Source organism: Bacillus sp. AC266, from assembly GCF_979253805.1.
This window is the reverse complement of sequence record NZ_CEEDEC010000002.1, coordinates 1007972-1023555: the sequence shown is the minus strand read 5'-3', so window position 1 is coordinate 1023555 and position 15584 is coordinate 1007972. Positions and strand designations below refer to the sequence as shown.

Annotated in this window: 12 protein-coding genes and 1 riboswitch; all 12 genes read right to left on the bottom strand. The window is 36.0% G+C overall.

Annotated elements, in window-relative coordinates; genetic code table 11:
* Positions 1-24: 24 nt before the first annotated feature.
* Positions 25-738 carry an elongation factor P 5-aminopentanone reductase gene (ymfI, locus tag AC0IXC_RS12930; protein WP_002137913.1) on the bottom strand — a complete coding sequence of 238 codons (714 nt, stop codon included), beginning with the start codon at positions 736-738 and terminating at the stop codon, positions 25-27.
* 117 nt (positions 739-855) lie between these two features.
* On the bottom strand, positions 856-2142 hold the full coding sequence (yfmH, locus tag AC0IXC_RS12925) for an EF-P 5-aminopentanol modification-associated protein YfmH (RefSeq protein WP_002014592.1): 1287 nt from the start codon (positions 2140-2142) through the stop codon (positions 856-858).
* Positions 2143-3417, bottom strand: coding sequence for an EF-P 5-aminopentanol modification-associated protein YfmF (gene yfmF, locus AC0IXC_RS12920; protein WP_471652928.1), 1275 nt, complete (start codon positions 3415-3417; stop codon positions 2143-2145). It lies immediately after the preceding gene.
* 210 nt (positions 3418-3627) lie between these two features.
* Positions 3628-4587 (bottom strand): ABC transporter permease, encoded by a 960-nt coding sequence (locus tag AC0IXC_RS12915; RefSeq protein ID WP_002033690.1) that lies wholly within the window; start codon positions 4585-4587, stop codon positions 3628-3630.
* Positions 4588-5646 carry an ABC transporter permease gene (locus AC0IXC_RS12910; protein ID WP_002190491.1) on the bottom strand — a complete coding sequence of 353 codons (1059 nt, stop codon included), beginning with the start codon at positions 5644-5646 and terminating at the stop codon, positions 4588-4590.
* Positions 5639-7171 carry an ABC transporter ATP-binding protein gene (locus AC0IXC_RS12905; protein WP_113769746.1) on the bottom strand — a complete coding sequence of 511 codons (1533 nt, stop codon included), beginning with the start codon at positions 7169-7171 and terminating at the stop codon, positions 5639-5641. Before AC0IXC_RS12905 ends, AC0IXC_RS12910 begins: the two co-directional genes overlap by 8 nt.
* Before the next feature lie 120 nt (positions 7172-7291).
* Positions 7292-8368, bottom strand: coding sequence for a BMP family lipoprotein (locus AC0IXC_RS12900; protein WP_002190493.1), 1077 nt, complete (start codon positions 8366-8368; stop codon positions 7292-7294).
* A gap of 90 nt (positions 8369-8458) precedes the next feature.
* Positions 8459-9184, bottom strand: a complete 726-nt coding sequence (locus AC0IXC_RS12895; RefSeq protein WP_002088063.1) for a GntR family transcriptional regulator — start codon at positions 9182-9184, stop codon at positions 8459-8461.
* A 233-nt stretch (positions 9185-9417) separates the two neighbouring features.
* Positions 9418-9519: riboswitch (purine riboswitch) on the bottom strand.
* 203 nt (positions 9520-9722) lie between these two features.
* The gene (locus AC0IXC_RS12890) at positions 9723-12107 is read right to left on the bottom strand and encodes a DNA translocase FtsK (RefSeq protein ID WP_002014584.1); all 2385 of its coding nucleotides are present in this window, start codon (positions 12105-12107) and stop codon (positions 9723-9725) included.
* Positions 12108-12321: 214 nt separating this feature from the next.
* Entirely contained in the window at positions 12322-12525 is a 204-nt protein-coding gene (locus AC0IXC_RS12885; protein ID WP_002088064.1) for a YlzJ-like family protein, read from the bottom strand.
* Positions 12522-13271, bottom strand: a complete 750-nt coding sequence (tepA, locus tag AC0IXC_RS12880) for a translocation-enhancing protein TepA (RefSeq protein WP_002014582.1) — start codon at positions 13269-13271, stop codon at positions 12522-12524. Before tepA ends, AC0IXC_RS12885 begins: the two co-directional genes overlap by 4 nt.
* Before the next feature lie 102 nt (positions 13272-13373).
* Complete coding sequence (locus AC0IXC_RS12875) at positions 13374-15044, bottom strand: ribonuclease J (protein ID WP_002014581.1); 1671 nt, start codon at positions 15042-15044, stop codon at positions 13374-13376.
* Positions 15045-15584: the final 540 nt, after the last annotated feature.

Below are 15584 nucleotides of genomic sequence, written 5' to 3'. Positions count from 1 at the left end.
TCTTGTTTTTTATGTAAGAATTTTTTAGCAATGCCAACCGCCATTCACTCCGATAATTTGCCCCGTAATATAAGAAGCTCCTGGCGAAACGAGGAATGATACTGTTTTTGCTACCTCTTCGGGTAGTCCTATTCTACCTAATGGAATATCTTCAGCAATTTCATTTTTATCATCTTCTGAAAATACATTTAACATTTCTGTTTCGATCGCACCTGGCGCTACCGCATTAACGCGCAATCCACTTAGAGAAACTTCTTTCGCTAAAGCCTTCACATATGAATTTTGTGCACCTTTCACCATTGAGTACAGCACCTCACAAGACGCTCCTATTTGCCCCCAAATGGATGAAATAACAACAACATTACCACTTCTCCGCCCGATCATCGGTGGAAGCGCCATCGATAAAAGTCTATATACACTCTTCACTTGAAGCTCCACCATATAATCTAATTCTTCATTCGTAACATCCGTTACTAATCCAAATATACTCTTTCCAGCTGCGTATACAATAACATCAATAGGATGTTCGATTTGTCCCCACAATTTCTCTGCTCCATCGATAGAAGCTAAATTTGCTTGCACAGGAATCACTGCATCAAACTCCTTTTGTAACCCCCTTATCTTCTCTTCGCTTTTATTGTAATGAATATAGACTGTATAACCATCCTCGATTAACTGCTTCGAAATAGCAGAGCCAATCCCTCCGCTTCCTCCAGTTACTAATGCATACTTTTCCATAAATTCCCTCTCTTATCTTTTTATATATAAATAAATAATACCCTCATCTTACCATTTGGCAATAACCAAACGTTAGATGAGGGATATAGATACTGCGTTTTTTATTCACATATTACTTCATTTTTTTGGTAACACTTGGCAGACACTCATTTTCTCTTCAATTAATAATGTTTTTGCTGCTTGTTGTAGGTCTTGAACAGTTAATCCTTCTAACACTGTAAGAGCATCAAATAAACTAGATTCATTAAACGCATATCGTGTAAACTGATTTGCAATATATTCAGGTGAATTCAACGATCGTAAAAATCCGCCAATTTTCTTTTTCTTCACCCGTTCCAGCGCAGTCTCATCTAACTGATCATAATTCGTTTGTAGTAAAATACCTTTTAATCGCTCTGCCAATTCATCAGGGTGCTTCGTATCTCCACCAACCATTGCAAAACCGAAGTTATTTTCTTCTGTATAGTCATACGAGAACGAATCATCAATAAGACCTTCATTATATAAAGATTCGTAATGAACTGACCCTTTTCCAAATAAATAATCTAAAAGTAATGTAAGTGCAATTTCTTGTTTTAACAGAGCTTGCCCTTTTTCTTTTAAATTCGTTGCCTTAATACCAACTAAACATTTTGGAGTTTGAACAGGCATTGAAATAATCTTTTTCTTTTCATTTACTTCTTCTGGTTCCTCTTCAAAAGAGCGAACGATTTCTGGTTGATTTTCGTAATCTTTTTTCGCTTGATTTTCACGAACTAAATCCATTGTTTTTTCAGGATCAATCGCTCCAACAACAAATAATAACATGTTGCTCGGATGGTAAAAAGTCTCATAACATTCATACAGTAGGTCTTTTGTAATTTTACTAATAGACTCAATCGTCCCTGCAATATCAATTTTAATTGGATGTTTCACAAACAAACTATCGATTAACCCAAAGTATAAACGCCAGTCTGGGTTATCTTGGTACATTTGAATTTCTTGACCGATAATACCTTTTTCTTTTTCAACCGTTTTTTCAGAGAAATACGGTTCTTGTACAAAGTCTAACAACGTATTTAAATTTCTCTCTACATTTGATGTACAGGAAAAGAGATAAGCGGTTCTTGTAAAAGATGTAAAAGCGTTCGCTGAAGCACCTTGTTTACTAAACAATTGAAACGCGTCATGGTCCTCTTTTTCAAACAATTTATGCTCAAGGAAATGAGCAATTCCATCTGGTACACGAGTCATGTCTTCTTTTCCAAGCGGTACAAATGTATTATCAACAGAACCGTACTTCGTCGTAAATGTTGCAAATGTTTTGTTGAAGCCTTGTTTCGGTAAGATATATACGTCTAATCCATTCGGAAGTTTTTCATAATATAGCGTCTCTTTTAATTGCTCATACACAATTTTCTCCATTTATTCTCCCTCCGTTCCATGTAAAAAGTAAATTGTATCTAGTTCAATATTATTAGCAACTTTCACAATCTCTTCTTTCGTCACGCTTTCTATGCCCGTTAGCCATTCTTCAACTGGACGCGTACGCTCTGAAATCACCCCGTGATAAAGCATTTCAACAAAACCACGTGGTGTATCAATTGCCTCTAAGATTTGATTTTGAATTACACTTTTCGTTTGCTGAATCTCTTCCTCTGAAAAATCACCGCTTTGCATTGCTTTCATCTGTTCTTTAATAATTTCAACAGCTTTTTCAAAGTTCTTCGCTTCAATTCCAGACATAACGAAGAGCAAACCTTTATGACTTTCAAATCTCGATGCTGCATAGTACGCTAAACTATTTTTTTCACGGACATTTACGAATAACTTCGAATGAGAAAACCCTCCAAATAATCCGTTAAACAATTGTAATGCAAAATAATCTTCATCTTTATACGTAATGAATGTGCGATAGCCGATATTTAATTTACTTTGCTTTAGTTCTTGTTTTTCAACAATTTCTTTTTCTTCATTATTTCGTTTATGAAGAAGTACATTTCTCTCTTTCATAGCGCAAGGTGAGATCGAAAAATACTTATTTACAAGCTCCACAGCATCTTCCGAAATATCACCAATGATATATAAATCCATTTCATCTTCAGCTAACACTTTTTGATAATATTGGTACAAACTTTCATTTGTAATAGAAGCAACACTTTCTTTTTTTCCATTTGCACTTAAGCGATATGGTTCTACTTTGCACATTTCTGCAATTAAACGCTCATTTGCATAACGCATTTTATCATCATAAGTAGCTTCAATTCGTTGCAAGAGTGCTCGTTTCTCACTTTCTACAATAGAAGATAGAAAACCGTCCCCTTCTGTTGCTGGATGTAAAACAATATCAGATAACATAGAAAGCGCTTTTTCAAATAACGGTGGTGCATCGCGTAAATATGTTTCATTTGCAATGTCTACATAAATAGAGATGATATGGTCTTCCCCTTTTTTACTTACATCTACCGCTAAAGAAGATCCATATAATTCTTCTAAATATTGACGAAGACGAATTACAGAAGGCAGTTTTTCTGTCGCACTTTGCAATACGTACGGCAATAGGGCACGCTCTGTCACCGTCTCCTCATTTAAAGGTGCTTTAAAACGAAATACAAAGGTATTTGTTTTAAATTTATCAGTCGGAATAATATGTACTCGCAAGCCACCTAATTCATGCAGTTGCTGTTCCATTAGTTTCATTAATAGCCCTCCTTTACGTATGTAGGAATATTCCTCTTCAATATACAGTTTTTAGAAATAAAAAATCAACTTTTCTTCCTTATTATGCTTACATTTGAGTCTTTCTAAAAACTTTAATATGTAAGGAACATAGTAAAATTCCGTATTAAATATATTCTATGTAAAAAAGCCCGCACTAATGTGCGAGCTTTTTTTATACTTTCTAAATACTCATCGTTTTCCTTTTTCATAAGGCGTTCCTAATGCTTTTGGAGCTTCAGATCGGCCTACAAAACCAACAAGTGCTAATATTGTAAATACATACGGTAATATCGTTAAGAATACACTTGGAATTTCTTTTAATATAGGAATTGTACCACCTGTTATCCCAAGTGATTGAGCAAATCCGAAGAACAATGCTGCTCCAAGAGCACCAAGTGGATTCCATTTACCAAAGATCATAGCTGCTAGTGCTAAGAAACCTTGTCCAGTAATTGTAGCACCTGAGAAGTTACCAGAAATCGACATTGCGAAGACCGCACCACCCACTCCTGCAAACATTCCAGATATACAAACTGCAATATAACGCATTTTATATACATTAATCCCCATCGTATCTGCTGCCATTGGATGTTCACCAACAGCACGTAGACGAAGACCGAACGGTGTTTTATAAATAATGTACCAAACAACAAATGCTAAAATAATGGCAATATACGATGTTAACGGTACGTTTGAGAAAAATATTTTTCCGATAACTGGAATATCTGATAGACCTGGGACATCGATTTTTTCAATACGGTATTGAATAAAATCTGTCTGCCCTTTATCAAAAATCTTCTTAATCGCAAATACTGTTAAACCAAGAGATAAGAAGTTAATCGCTACACCACTTACAACCTGATCAGCACGGAACGTAATAGATGCTACCGCGTGAAGTAATGCAAATAATCCACCACCAATTGCCGCAAATAGTAATGCAATCCATGGAGTCATCGTTCCCCAAGTATCACCCATTAATAAGGTTGTAACAATTCCAACAAATGCACCAAATAGCATTAGTCCTTCTAACGCAATATTTACAACACCTGATCGTTCACTAAATACACCACCTAATGCTGTAAAAATTAAAGGTGCTGATGTATATAACGTACCTGTCACAAGAATGGCTAATATATCTAAAAAGCTCATTTATTTCCCCTCCTTGCTCATGCGTGTAAGCGCCCATCTTAAAACATAACTACATGCAACAAAGAAGATAATACATGCAATAATTACGTTAATAAGTTCTGATGGTACATCTGCCTCAAAGTTCATTTGAGGGGAAGCACTTTTCAAACCACCAAATAACAATGCTGAAAGGATAATACCAAATGGATTATTTCCTCCAAGAAGCGCTACGGCAATTCCGTCAAATCCAATCCCTGTAAATGAAGACATTGCTGTCATGCTTTGGAATGTTCCTAACCCTTCCATTGCTCCACCAATCCCAGCAAATGCACCAGCAATTGTCATGGAGAATACTACATTACGAGAAACCTTCATACCTGCATATTGAGAAGCATGTTGATTAAATCCTACTGACTTTAATTCATAACCTAGAGTTGTTCGATCTAATAAGAACCACATTAAGATTGCTACTAAAATTGCAACAATAATTCCCCAGTGAAGACGTGAACCATCAGTTATTGCAGCTAACCAATCTGAAGATAAAGATGCACTCGCTTTAATATCGTATGTTTTATCATTGCCCTCATGTAAAAAGCGTTTAATTATGTCATACGTTACATATAACGCGATATAGTTCATCATTATTGTTACAATAACTTCATTAACCTTAAACTTCCCTTTTAAATAACCAGGAATAAAGCCCCATATTCCACCCACCATTGCTGCAAATAAAATAGATAATGGAATATGAAGAAACGCTGGTAGTGAGACCGCATAACCGAACCAAACTGCCGCAAGCCAACCAACTAATAGTTGACCCTCTACCCCGATATTAAATAAACCTGTACGAAATGCAAACGCCACCGATAATCCAGCAAGAATAAGTGGTATCATAGTGCGAAGTGTCTCACCAATCGCACTAGCACTGCCGAACATACCTGTCCAAAGCGCACTATAACCAACAATTGGATCATAGCCACTAACCAGCATTACAATCGCTCCAACAATTAAACCAAAAATAACGGATAGTACTGGGACTAAAATATTTATCGTTCGCTCTGTTAAAAGTTTTTTAGCCATTTGTACCCACCTGCTCTTTCTCTGTTCCTCCAGCCATTAGCAAACCAAGCTGTTGTTCATTTGTGCCTTTCGCATTCACAATTGCTACAATTTTCCCTTCATAGATAACCGCAACCCGATCACTCACATTTAAAATTTCTTCTAATTCTAAAGATAAAAGAAGAACCGCTTTCCCATTATCTCTCTGCTCGATTAATTTTTTATGAATAAATTCAATTGCACCTACATCTAAACCACGTGTTGGCTGTGCTGCAATTAATAAATCCGGATTACGATCTACTTCACGTGCAATAATAGCTTTCTGCTGATTCCCACCAGATAGAGCACGCGCTAATGTTTGTTCGCTAGGTGTACGTACATCGAACTGTTCAATAAGTGCCTTCGCTTTCCCTGTGATTTTGCTAAAGTTTAAAATCCCCTTCTTTGAAAATGGATTTTTATAGTACGTTTGCAAAACTATATTGTCTCTAACAGAAAAATCAAGAACTAGTCCGTGCTTATGACGATCTTCTGGAATATGACCAATTCCTTCTTCTGTAATTCTTCGAACAGGCCAATTCGTTATTTCTTTCCCTTTAATTGCAATAGAACCTGACTCAACTTTTCGTAAACCAGTAATTGCTTCTATTAATTCGCTTTGTCCATTTCCATCGATTCCTGCAATACCAACAATTTCCCCCGCACGAACAGTTAAGTCAAGGCCTTTTACAGAAGGCAGTTGGCGTGCATCGTGAACAACAAGATTTGCAATAGAAAGTACCTCTTCTTTGGGCGTAGCGTCTATTTTTTCTGTTTTAAAATTCACTTGACGTCCGACCATTAATTCTGCAAGTTTATGTTCATCCGTATTTGCAACGTCAACAGTTCCAATCCCTTTTCCTTTGCGAATAATTGTACAACGATCGCAAACTTCCATAATTTCTTTCAATTTATGAGTAATAAGAATGATAGATTTTCCTTCTTGCACAAGCTTTTTCATAATTTGAATCAATTCATGAATTTCTTGTGGTGTTAACACTGCAGTCGGTTCATCAAATATTAAAATTTCCGCTCCACGGTAAAGTGTTTTTAAAATTTCAACACGCTGTTGCATACCAACAGAAATATCCTGTATTTTCGCGTATGGATCTACAGCTAAACCATATTGTTCAGACAACTTTTGAATCTCTTTAGCAGCTTCTTCAACAGCTATTTTCCCTTTTTTCTTCGGTTCATTACCGAGAATGATATTCTCTGTAACTGTAAAATTATGAACAAGCATAAAATGTTGATGGACCATCCCAATACCAAGATCATTCGCAATATTCGGATTTGTAATTTTTACAGGTGTTCCTTTAATTTTAATTTCACCCTGTTCTGGCTGATACAAACCGAATAGTACATTCATCAATGTGGATTTCCCTGCACCATTTTCTCCAAGTAAAGCATGTATTTCTCCCTGTTTTACTTGCAGCGTAATATCATCATTCGCTACAATGCCTGGGAATACTTTCGTAATATTATTCATCTCAATTACGTATTCCATTTCGTTCCTCCTTTTAACAGGGAACATTCCCCTATTACACTATTAACTTATTAAGCAATTTGGAAGTTTTATACATACAAAGGTTAGTTCTAAGAACTAACCTTTGCTATTTCTCTATCTTTATTTTTTTAGAGAAGCTTCATATTCTTTATATTCTTTATCTGTAGCTGGTACTTTAATTTCTCCAGCTGTAATTTTCTTTTCAAATTCTTCTACTTTTGTTAAAATCTCAGGGTTAACTTTTTTCACGTTATCAGTTGTTTTTGCAATACCAACACCGTCATCTTTTAAGCCAAACGCTTCAATTTTACCACCTTTTAATTTTCCATCTTTCGCTTCTTTTGCTACTTTTTGTACAGCTATATCAACACGTTTTACCATTGAAGTTAATGTTACGTTTTCAGGCATACCTTCTTGATTTTGGTCACGGTCAACACCGATTACCCAAACGTTTTCACCTTTTTTCTTACGGTTTTTCGCTTCAGTGAATACACCGTTACCTGTACCACCAGCAGCATGATAAATAACATCTACGCCTTGACCATACATTGCTGACGCAAGAACTGTACCTTTTTCAGGTTTATCGAATGCTTCAGCATATTCAGATACGATTTCAATATTTGGATTCACTGCCTTAGCACCAGCTTTAAATCCATTCTCGAATTTACTAATTAAATCACTCTTCATTCCACCAACAAATCCTACTTTATTCGATTTTGTTGACATAGCTGCCACCGCACCTACAAGGAATGACCCTTCATGATCTTTAAATGTAATACTTGTTACGTTTGGTGCATCTACAACAGTATCAACAATTGCAAATTGTTGTTTTGGAGATTCTTTTGCTACTTCTTTAATTGCTCCCTCTAATTTATACCCAATACCGAAAGCTAAATCATACTTATCTTTTGAAAATTTCTTTAAGTTCGGAATATAATCCGCTTCTTTTTCAGATTGAAGATAACGATAATTTGTCTTCTCTTTTAATCCATTATCTTTACCAAACTGTTGTAATCCTTCCCAAGAAGATTGGTTAAATGATTTGTCATCAACGCCCCCAACATCTGTAACCATACCAACCTTAAACTCTTTATCCCCTTTTTTGTCACTATCCGCTTTATCCGAGTTACCACATGCACCTAACACTGTACTTGCTGCTAACGTTAACGATAATAAAAGACCTGTTTTTTTCTTCATACTAGAAACCCCTCCTGAAATGTTTTGTCTAATGATTCATACGCTGCTGTCCCTTACTTCTTGCTGTCACCTCCCTAAAAAGGAACTTCCCTACATACGTTTTCTTAATACGTGGAAGCTAAACTTATCAGCTCTAAAGTAATTAATAGAATATAAGATTGGCTCATCATTTTGATCATAGTGCATTTGTTTTAAAACTAGCAGTGCCGTTTCAGGTTCACATTCTAAAATCGGTGAAATTTTCGGGTGATAACCAATCGGTTCAATGTGAGCAACTGCGTATGTGATACGCTTGTGCGTATTATTATGTATTACTGTAAGCAGCGATTCCTCATTGTATCCCGATAAATCTGGTAATATCTCTTTTGCCAGTTTATCAATGCAATATACAACTGGTTCCCCATCCGCTGTACGAACACGTTCAATCATTACTGCGCTAAAAGCATCTTCACAATTAAATTTCTCTTTTTCTTCTTCTGTTAAAGTTGTTGTAGATGATGATAAAAAGATTGTTCCTGGTGTTTTCCCCACACTAGAAATCATATCTGTAATACTAGAAAGTTGCTCTATTCCGGAAGAAAATAACGGCTTCGCATTTACAAATGTCCCTACACCATGTCTACGAATAACAACATTTTCTTCTTCTAAAATACGTAGTGCTTCCCTTAAAGTTGCCCTACTTACACCAAGTTCTTTCGCTAGATCAAACTCTGAAGGTAACTTTTGTTTTTCTTTGTAAGCCCCATCTTTAATTTTTCCTTTGATGTGATCAATCACCCGCAAATATAGGTGACGACTATCGGATTTTACTGACATAAGACTCCCCCGCATTTCAATTATTCGACCTCTGATGTAAGACTTCTTTTCTCTTTTTTCAACTTACAACATAGTATAAATTACTAAATACTAAAAATAAGCGTAATTATCGAATAAATATTAATAATTTTTCAAGATGAAATTTTCACACTTTATTCCATAAAAAAAACTTTGTACCATAAACATTTCTCATATAGAGAAAAAGTTCGGCACAAAGATTCCTTACATCCTTTGTTACACACTTTTCCCCTCATAGTCTAGCAATTCATGGTTGCCAGGTAGAAACTTATGGACCTTATCTCCAAGATTATATGAGGCAGTGATTCTTTTCGAAGTAATCTTACCACTTGCTCCCATATGTGTCAACAGATTTCAACATTTTTCTACATTAAATATCGAACGTTTTGAAAACCAAAACGATAAGCATTCGTATTCTAAAGGACCCTTAAAAATGTAAGCCCTTTCTTAGTCGGTGACTATAGTATATAACAAAAACAGCATATAAAAAAGCCTAATTGTAAAAACAATTAGGCTTTTTTTAAGAACTTTTTTCTTGCACATCTTTAATGAGTACTCCCCTTGGTTTACTACCTTCATAAGGACCTACTACACCATTCATTTCCATGGCATCAATTAAACGAGCTGCTCGCGTATATCCTACTCTAAATCTACGTTGTAACATAGAAACAGATGCTGTTTGCATTTCTACTACAAGCTGAACCGCTTCATCGTATAATTCATCTTCTACTTCCTGCTTTGTTTCAGGAACATCTTGTGGAATCATATCCTCTTGATATTGCGCTTTTTGCTGCGCAATAACAGATTCTACGACTCTCTCAACTTCATCATCTGATAAAAATGCCCCTTGTACACGAACAGGTTTCGATGCACCAATTGGTATGAATAACATATCTCCACGACCTAGCAACTTTTCTGCACCACCACCGTCAAGAATCGTTCGAGAATCTATTTGGGAAGATACAGCAAATGCAATACGCGATGGAATATTCGCTTTAATAACACCTGTGATGACATCAACTGACGGGCGCTGAGTCGCAATAATTAAATGAATACCAGCAGCACGTGCCATTTGCGCTAAACGCATAATCGCATCTTCTACATCCGAAGAAGCAACCATCATTAAATCAGCTAACTCGTCCACAATTACTACAATATATGGTAATTCAGGTTGTTTCGCTTCCGATTGGCTATTATGTTCTTTAATATAATCATTATATCCTTCAATGTTACGCGTACCGCTATGCGCGAATAATTCATAACGACGCTCCATTTCACTCACAACTTTCTTCAAAGCCTGTGATGCTTTTTTCGGATCAGTTACGACTGGTGTTAATAAGTGCGGAACACCGTTATATACATTTAACTCTACCATTTTCGGATCAATCATCATTAATTTTACTTCATGCGGTTTTGCACGCATTAAAATACTTACAATAATTCCATTAATACATACACTCTTTCCACTACCAGTCGCACCAGCTACTAATAAATGGGGCATTTTATTTAAACGTGCCAATACAGCCTCTCCTGTAACATCACGTCCAAGACCGATTAATAACTTCTCTTCTGGGTGGTTATTCGCCTTTGAATCAAGAACTTCTCTCAGCGTTACCATAGAAACTTCTGAATTCGGAACCTCAATCCCTACAGCTGATTTCCCGGGAATAGGTGCTTCAATACGAATGTCTTTCGCTGCTAAAGCAAGCGCTAAATCATCACTTAAACTAACAATTTTACTTACCTTTACTCCCATATCAGGATACACTTCATATTTCGTAACTGCAGGACCTCTATGTACTTTTGTTACTTTCGCTTTCACACCAAAACTTTGGAATGTACGTTCCAATTTACGAGCATTTTCATAAATTTCCGCATTTTCATTTGTAACTTGCTTATTTTGGGGAAACTTTAATATATCAAGCGAAGGAAGCTTATAATCTTTATTTTCCACATTAGAAAATTGCATAGGAGGTGCTTTCGTTTCACCTTCTAGCGATTCAACGATTTTTTCTCCTCGTTTCTTGTGAGGTTGTTCTTCTGGCGCAGGCGGAACTGCCTCTTCAATAAACGGAGGAGTGATTAAATCATTTTCTTCTATCTGCTTTTCCGTCTCTTCACGTACTGGATAATTCTCAGTAAAATTCGAAATAATTGGTGGACCAATTTCTATTTCTTCTACTGGCTCAATAGCTTCTTCTTGTTCAGCAACACGTTCACGCCTCTTGCTTCTTGTTGTTTTTTTCTTTTCAGTTTGCTCGGCGACCCTTTGAGATTTCCAATCTTTATAATCCCCTTGCATTACTTGAAACTGACTTCTAAGAATTCTCCCTACCGGAGCAAGTACTTCTCCAATATGTTTATTTGTTATACAAAGTATTCCAAGAATAACTAAAATAATTCCAATGATATATGCCCCTACTTCGTCAAATAAGAAGTAGCACGTTGCGAACATCAATGCACCGAACATACCACCACCTAAATGAACACTATCCGGGCCCTTTTTCATTTCAAGGAAGAAGTAATCTTTTGTACTAACAATTACAGAAGTATTTTGCACAGCTCCATCTTTCGTAAGCAGGTTAAATAATGTAATATGACTAAACATTAATATTGCTAGTACAATTAAATAAACACCTATTAGCCGTTTATTTAAAAGGTTGGGCCATCCCCGCTTTATTACAAACGCAACAGATAAAGCTATTACACCTAACACACCAATTATGTACCACTCACCAAAGAAGAAGCGAAAAAATAACACAAACGATTTCCCTACAACACCTAGCTGTAAAATCGTAATAATCGAAAGTGCAAAAAGAGTCAACCCGACGATTTCATAATACAAAGTTGGCTTTATCGTACGTCTTGCCTTAGCCTTCGTCCCTCTTTGCTTTTGTTTTGCCATTTCTTCACCTCGTGTTCTAGAAATTAAGTACAACTTTCTTATAAAAAAGATCTACTTACATGTCTTTCTCTCTATTTTTCAGGTCTTTATATCTTCTATTTTTACACTTCTTGTAAAATGTTAAATAAACAGAAGAAAGCAGCCTACTCATGGCTGCTCAACCGTCTTGTTTTTTATATTATACCATAGCTCCTAAACAAAATCCTTCTTTTTGCTAAAAGGTAATTTTCTGTCCAGGCTCAAACTCTAGGTAGTGAGACGGATTCGTACTTAATACACGTACAATAGAGTAACATTGATTATCCTCCTCAGAAACCACTAATTCCACGCCATTTATATTCACAACTTTTTGGCTTTCGCATTGTGAATAATCGGCCGGATACACAAGTTGCTCTGGCATAATTGTATATAAAATCATTGTAGCATTGTCCCTTCTGTACTATTATCCTTGCGTTCATCAATTAATTCGTTTAATTTTCGAAGTGCGCTACCAATACCACCGACACCATCTATAAGACCATACTTCACTGCATCTCCACCTATTACATTCGTCCCAATATCTCGCGTCAAATTCCCTTTTGCAAACATAAGCTCTTTAAAACGATCTTCCGTTACTTTCGAATGCTTTGTCACAAATCGAATGACTCTTTCTTGCATTTTATCCAAATACTCAAATGTTTGTGGCACACCTATAACAAGACCTGTTAAACGAATTGGATGAATTGTCATCGTCGCTGTTTCGGCAATAAATGAATAATCAGTTGAGACCGCAATCGGTACACCGATTGAATGCCCTCCTCCTAAAACAAGAGATACAGTTGGTTTTGAAAGCGAAGCCACCATTTCAGAAATCGCTAATCCAGCTTCAACGTCACCCCCAACTGTATTTAATATTAACAGTAAACCTTCAATTTTTGGATTTTGTTCAATCGCGACAATTTGCGGAATGATGTGTTCATATTTTGTTGTTTTATTTTGTGGTGGCAACTGAATATGACCTTCCACCTGCCCAACAATTGTTAAGCAATGAATACGCGATTCATTCATTTGTGGTACATTTGTCTGTCCAAGTTGCTGAATTTTCTCCACTATAGAAGCCTCTTTTGGAACTTCTTTCGGCTCAGCTTCTTTTTCTTCATTTGTATAACGATCACGTTCTGTCATATCGCATCCCCTTTCACTCGTATATAACTATTATTTCTTAAGTTATGAATTTCATTCGATAGGGTTAAAAAAGAAAAAGATCACCTGTAAAGGTGACCTTCTTTATACTTCCATAATAATCGGTAAAATCATTGGCTTTCTCTTCGTTTCTTCGTACAAGAACTGCCCTAATAATTCACGAATATTTTGTTTCAACATAGACCATTCAATTGTATATTCTTTAATTGATTGTTCAACAATCATACGTACAATATCTGTGGATCGTTCGATTAATGCTTCTGATTCACGAACATATACAAAGCCGCGTGAAATAATTTCTGGACCAGAGATTATTTTCTTTTCATCCTTACCAAGTGTTACAACAACAACTAAAATTCCATCTTGAGATAACATCTTTCTATCTCGAAGAACGATGTTACCGACGTCACCTACACCTAATCCATCAATTAAAACATTACCAGCTTGCACTTTACCAGCTAATTTTGCTTCATCGTCACCAAAAGCAATTACATCGCCTTTTTCTACGATAAAGATATTCTCTCTCGCAATACCTACATCTTCCGCTAAATACGCATGTGCTTTTTGCATACGGAACTCACCATGTACGGGTACAAAATACTTCGGCTTCATTAAATTTATCATCAGCTTTAATTCTTCTTGGCTACCATGACCTGAAACGTGAACTTTTCTTTCACCGTAATAAATAACCTCAGCACCAGATCTAAATAACAAGTCAATAATTTTTGATACAGATACTTCATTTCCTGGAATTGGAGAAGCTGCAATAATAACAGTATCACCTTTACGAATTGAAATTTGTTTATGAGCTTGTTTCGCCATTCTAGAAAGGGCTGCCATCGGTTCCCCTTGACTACCAGTCGTTAAGATAGCTACCTTTTTTTCCGGGAAATTGTCTATTTCTTGTAATGAAATAACCATACCTTCTGGAACATCTAAATAACCAAGACGTCTTGCAATATCTACCACTTTCACCATGCTACGTCCTACTACCGCTACTTTCCTTCCAGTTTCAGCAGCTGCATCAAACACTTGTTGAATACGATGTACATTGGAGGCAAATGAAGCAACAATAATACGTCCTTCTGAACTATAGAATACTTTAGAAATCTCTATACCAACTTCTTTTTCCGAACCTGTATAACCAGGACGTTCAGCGTTTGTACTATCAGATAACAAGCAAAGTACGCCTTCATTTCCAATTTGCGCCATTTTCCCAAGATCTGCTCCACTATTTCCGATTGGAGTTTGATCAAATTTAAAGTCTCCTGTATATACTACAGCACCTTTTGATGTATGGAAACAAACACCCACAGAATCCGGAATACTATGTGTCGTTCCGAAGAATGACACATTTGTTGAATTAAACTCTACTGTTGAATTCGAGTCAATTGTTTTTAAGTCTACACGGCCTAACATTCCTGCTTCGCCAAGCTTTTCTTGTATAAGTCCTACCGTTAATTTCGTCGCATATACTGGAATAGATAATTTACGAAGCACATAAACAATTCCACCAATATGATCTTCATGACCATGGGTAATAAATAGTCCTTTTACTCGCTCTTGATTTTCTACTAAATATGTAATGTCAGGAATAACAATATCAATCCCAAACATTTCATCTCCCGGGAACATCAATCCGGCATCTACAATAAAGATTTCAGAATCAATTTCAACACAGTACATGTTTTTTCCGATTTCACCTACTCCGCCAAGAGCAAATACTTTAACAGACTCATTCTCTTTTCTCTTCATGTTGTTGCCTGGTTTAAAAATCTTGCAAACACTGATTTCACTAAAATTGCAGAGACACCAGGGGAAACTCTACAACCACCATATATTCACCGTCCAAGACGAATGTCCTTACCGTTATGCGATATCATGTCCTTGTTAATTTTTTAAACCAGGTTTCACCTCTCTTTCATTATATAAATCAAATATCTTATTCGATATGATATGAAAATTTCATTAAATCTTAATTTTTACCAATTTTGCTAAGCATACCCGTACTAAGCTACTTAGCCATATTATAACTGATACAAGAAATAGAACACAAGTTAAATTATGCGAAAGACAAGAGAAGACACTAAAATGAGATTATAATTTAAGAGGGCAAAATTCATATCAGTTTTACTATTTTCCCTACGTAATAAGAGTTTGATGGAAAAATATTCATGTAAATTCTTTACATAAACATGAAACGATATTCACTAAAAAAATCTTATCTCTATAATCAGTTTCTTACTAATTCTCCCCCCTGCCATCCCCTTCTTATTACAGCCTATTAACTATAGC

Excerpts from the sequence above, each read along its gene's own strand:
- ymfI (WP_002137913.1), bottom strand. The coding sequence starts at position 738 with ATGGAAAAGTATGCATTAGTAACTGGAGGAAGCGGAGGGATTGGCTCT.
- yfmH (WP_002014592.1), bottom strand. The coding sequence starts at position 2,142 with ATGGAGAAAATTGTGTATGAGCAATTAAAAGAGACGCTATATTATGAA.
- yfmF (WP_471652928.1), bottom strand. The coding sequence starts at position 3,417 with ATGAAACTAATGGAACAGCAACTGCATGAATTAGGTGGCTTGCGAGTA.
- AC0IXC_RS12915 (WP_002033690.1), bottom strand. The coding sequence starts at position 4,587 with ATGAGCTTTTTAGATATATTAGCCATTCTTGTGACAGGTACGTTATAT.
- AC0IXC_RS12910 (WP_002190491.1), bottom strand. The coding sequence starts at position 5,646 with ATGGCTAAAAAACTTTTAACAGAGCGAACGATAAATATTTTAGTCCCA.
- AC0IXC_RS12905 (WP_113769746.1), bottom strand. The coding sequence starts at position 7,171 with ATGGAATACGTAATTGAGATGAATAATATTACGAAAGTATTCCCAGGC.
- AC0IXC_RS12900 (WP_002190493.1), bottom strand. The coding sequence starts at position 8,368 with ATGAAGAAAAAAACAGGTCTTTTATTATCGTTAACGTTAGCAGCAAGT.
- AC0IXC_RS12895 (WP_002088063.1), bottom strand. The coding sequence starts at position 9,184 with ATGTCAGTAAAATCCGATAGTCGTCACCTATATTTGCGGGTGATTGAT.
- AC0IXC_RS12890 (WP_002014584.1), bottom strand. The coding sequence starts at position 12,107 with ATGGCAAAACAAAAGCAAAGAGGGACGAAGGCTAAGGCAAGACGTACG.
- AC0IXC_RS12885 (WP_002088064.1), bottom strand. The coding sequence starts at position 12,525 with ATGATTTTATATACAATTATGCCAGAGCAACTTGTGTATCCGGCCGAT.
- tepA (WP_002014582.1), bottom strand. The coding sequence starts at position 13,271 with ATGACAGAACGTGATCGTTATACAAATGAAGAAAAAGAAGCTGAGCCG.
- AC0IXC_RS12875 (WP_002014581.1), bottom strand. The coding sequence starts at position 15,044 with ATGAAGAGAAAAGAGAATGAGTCTGTTAAAGTATTTGCTCTTGGCGGA.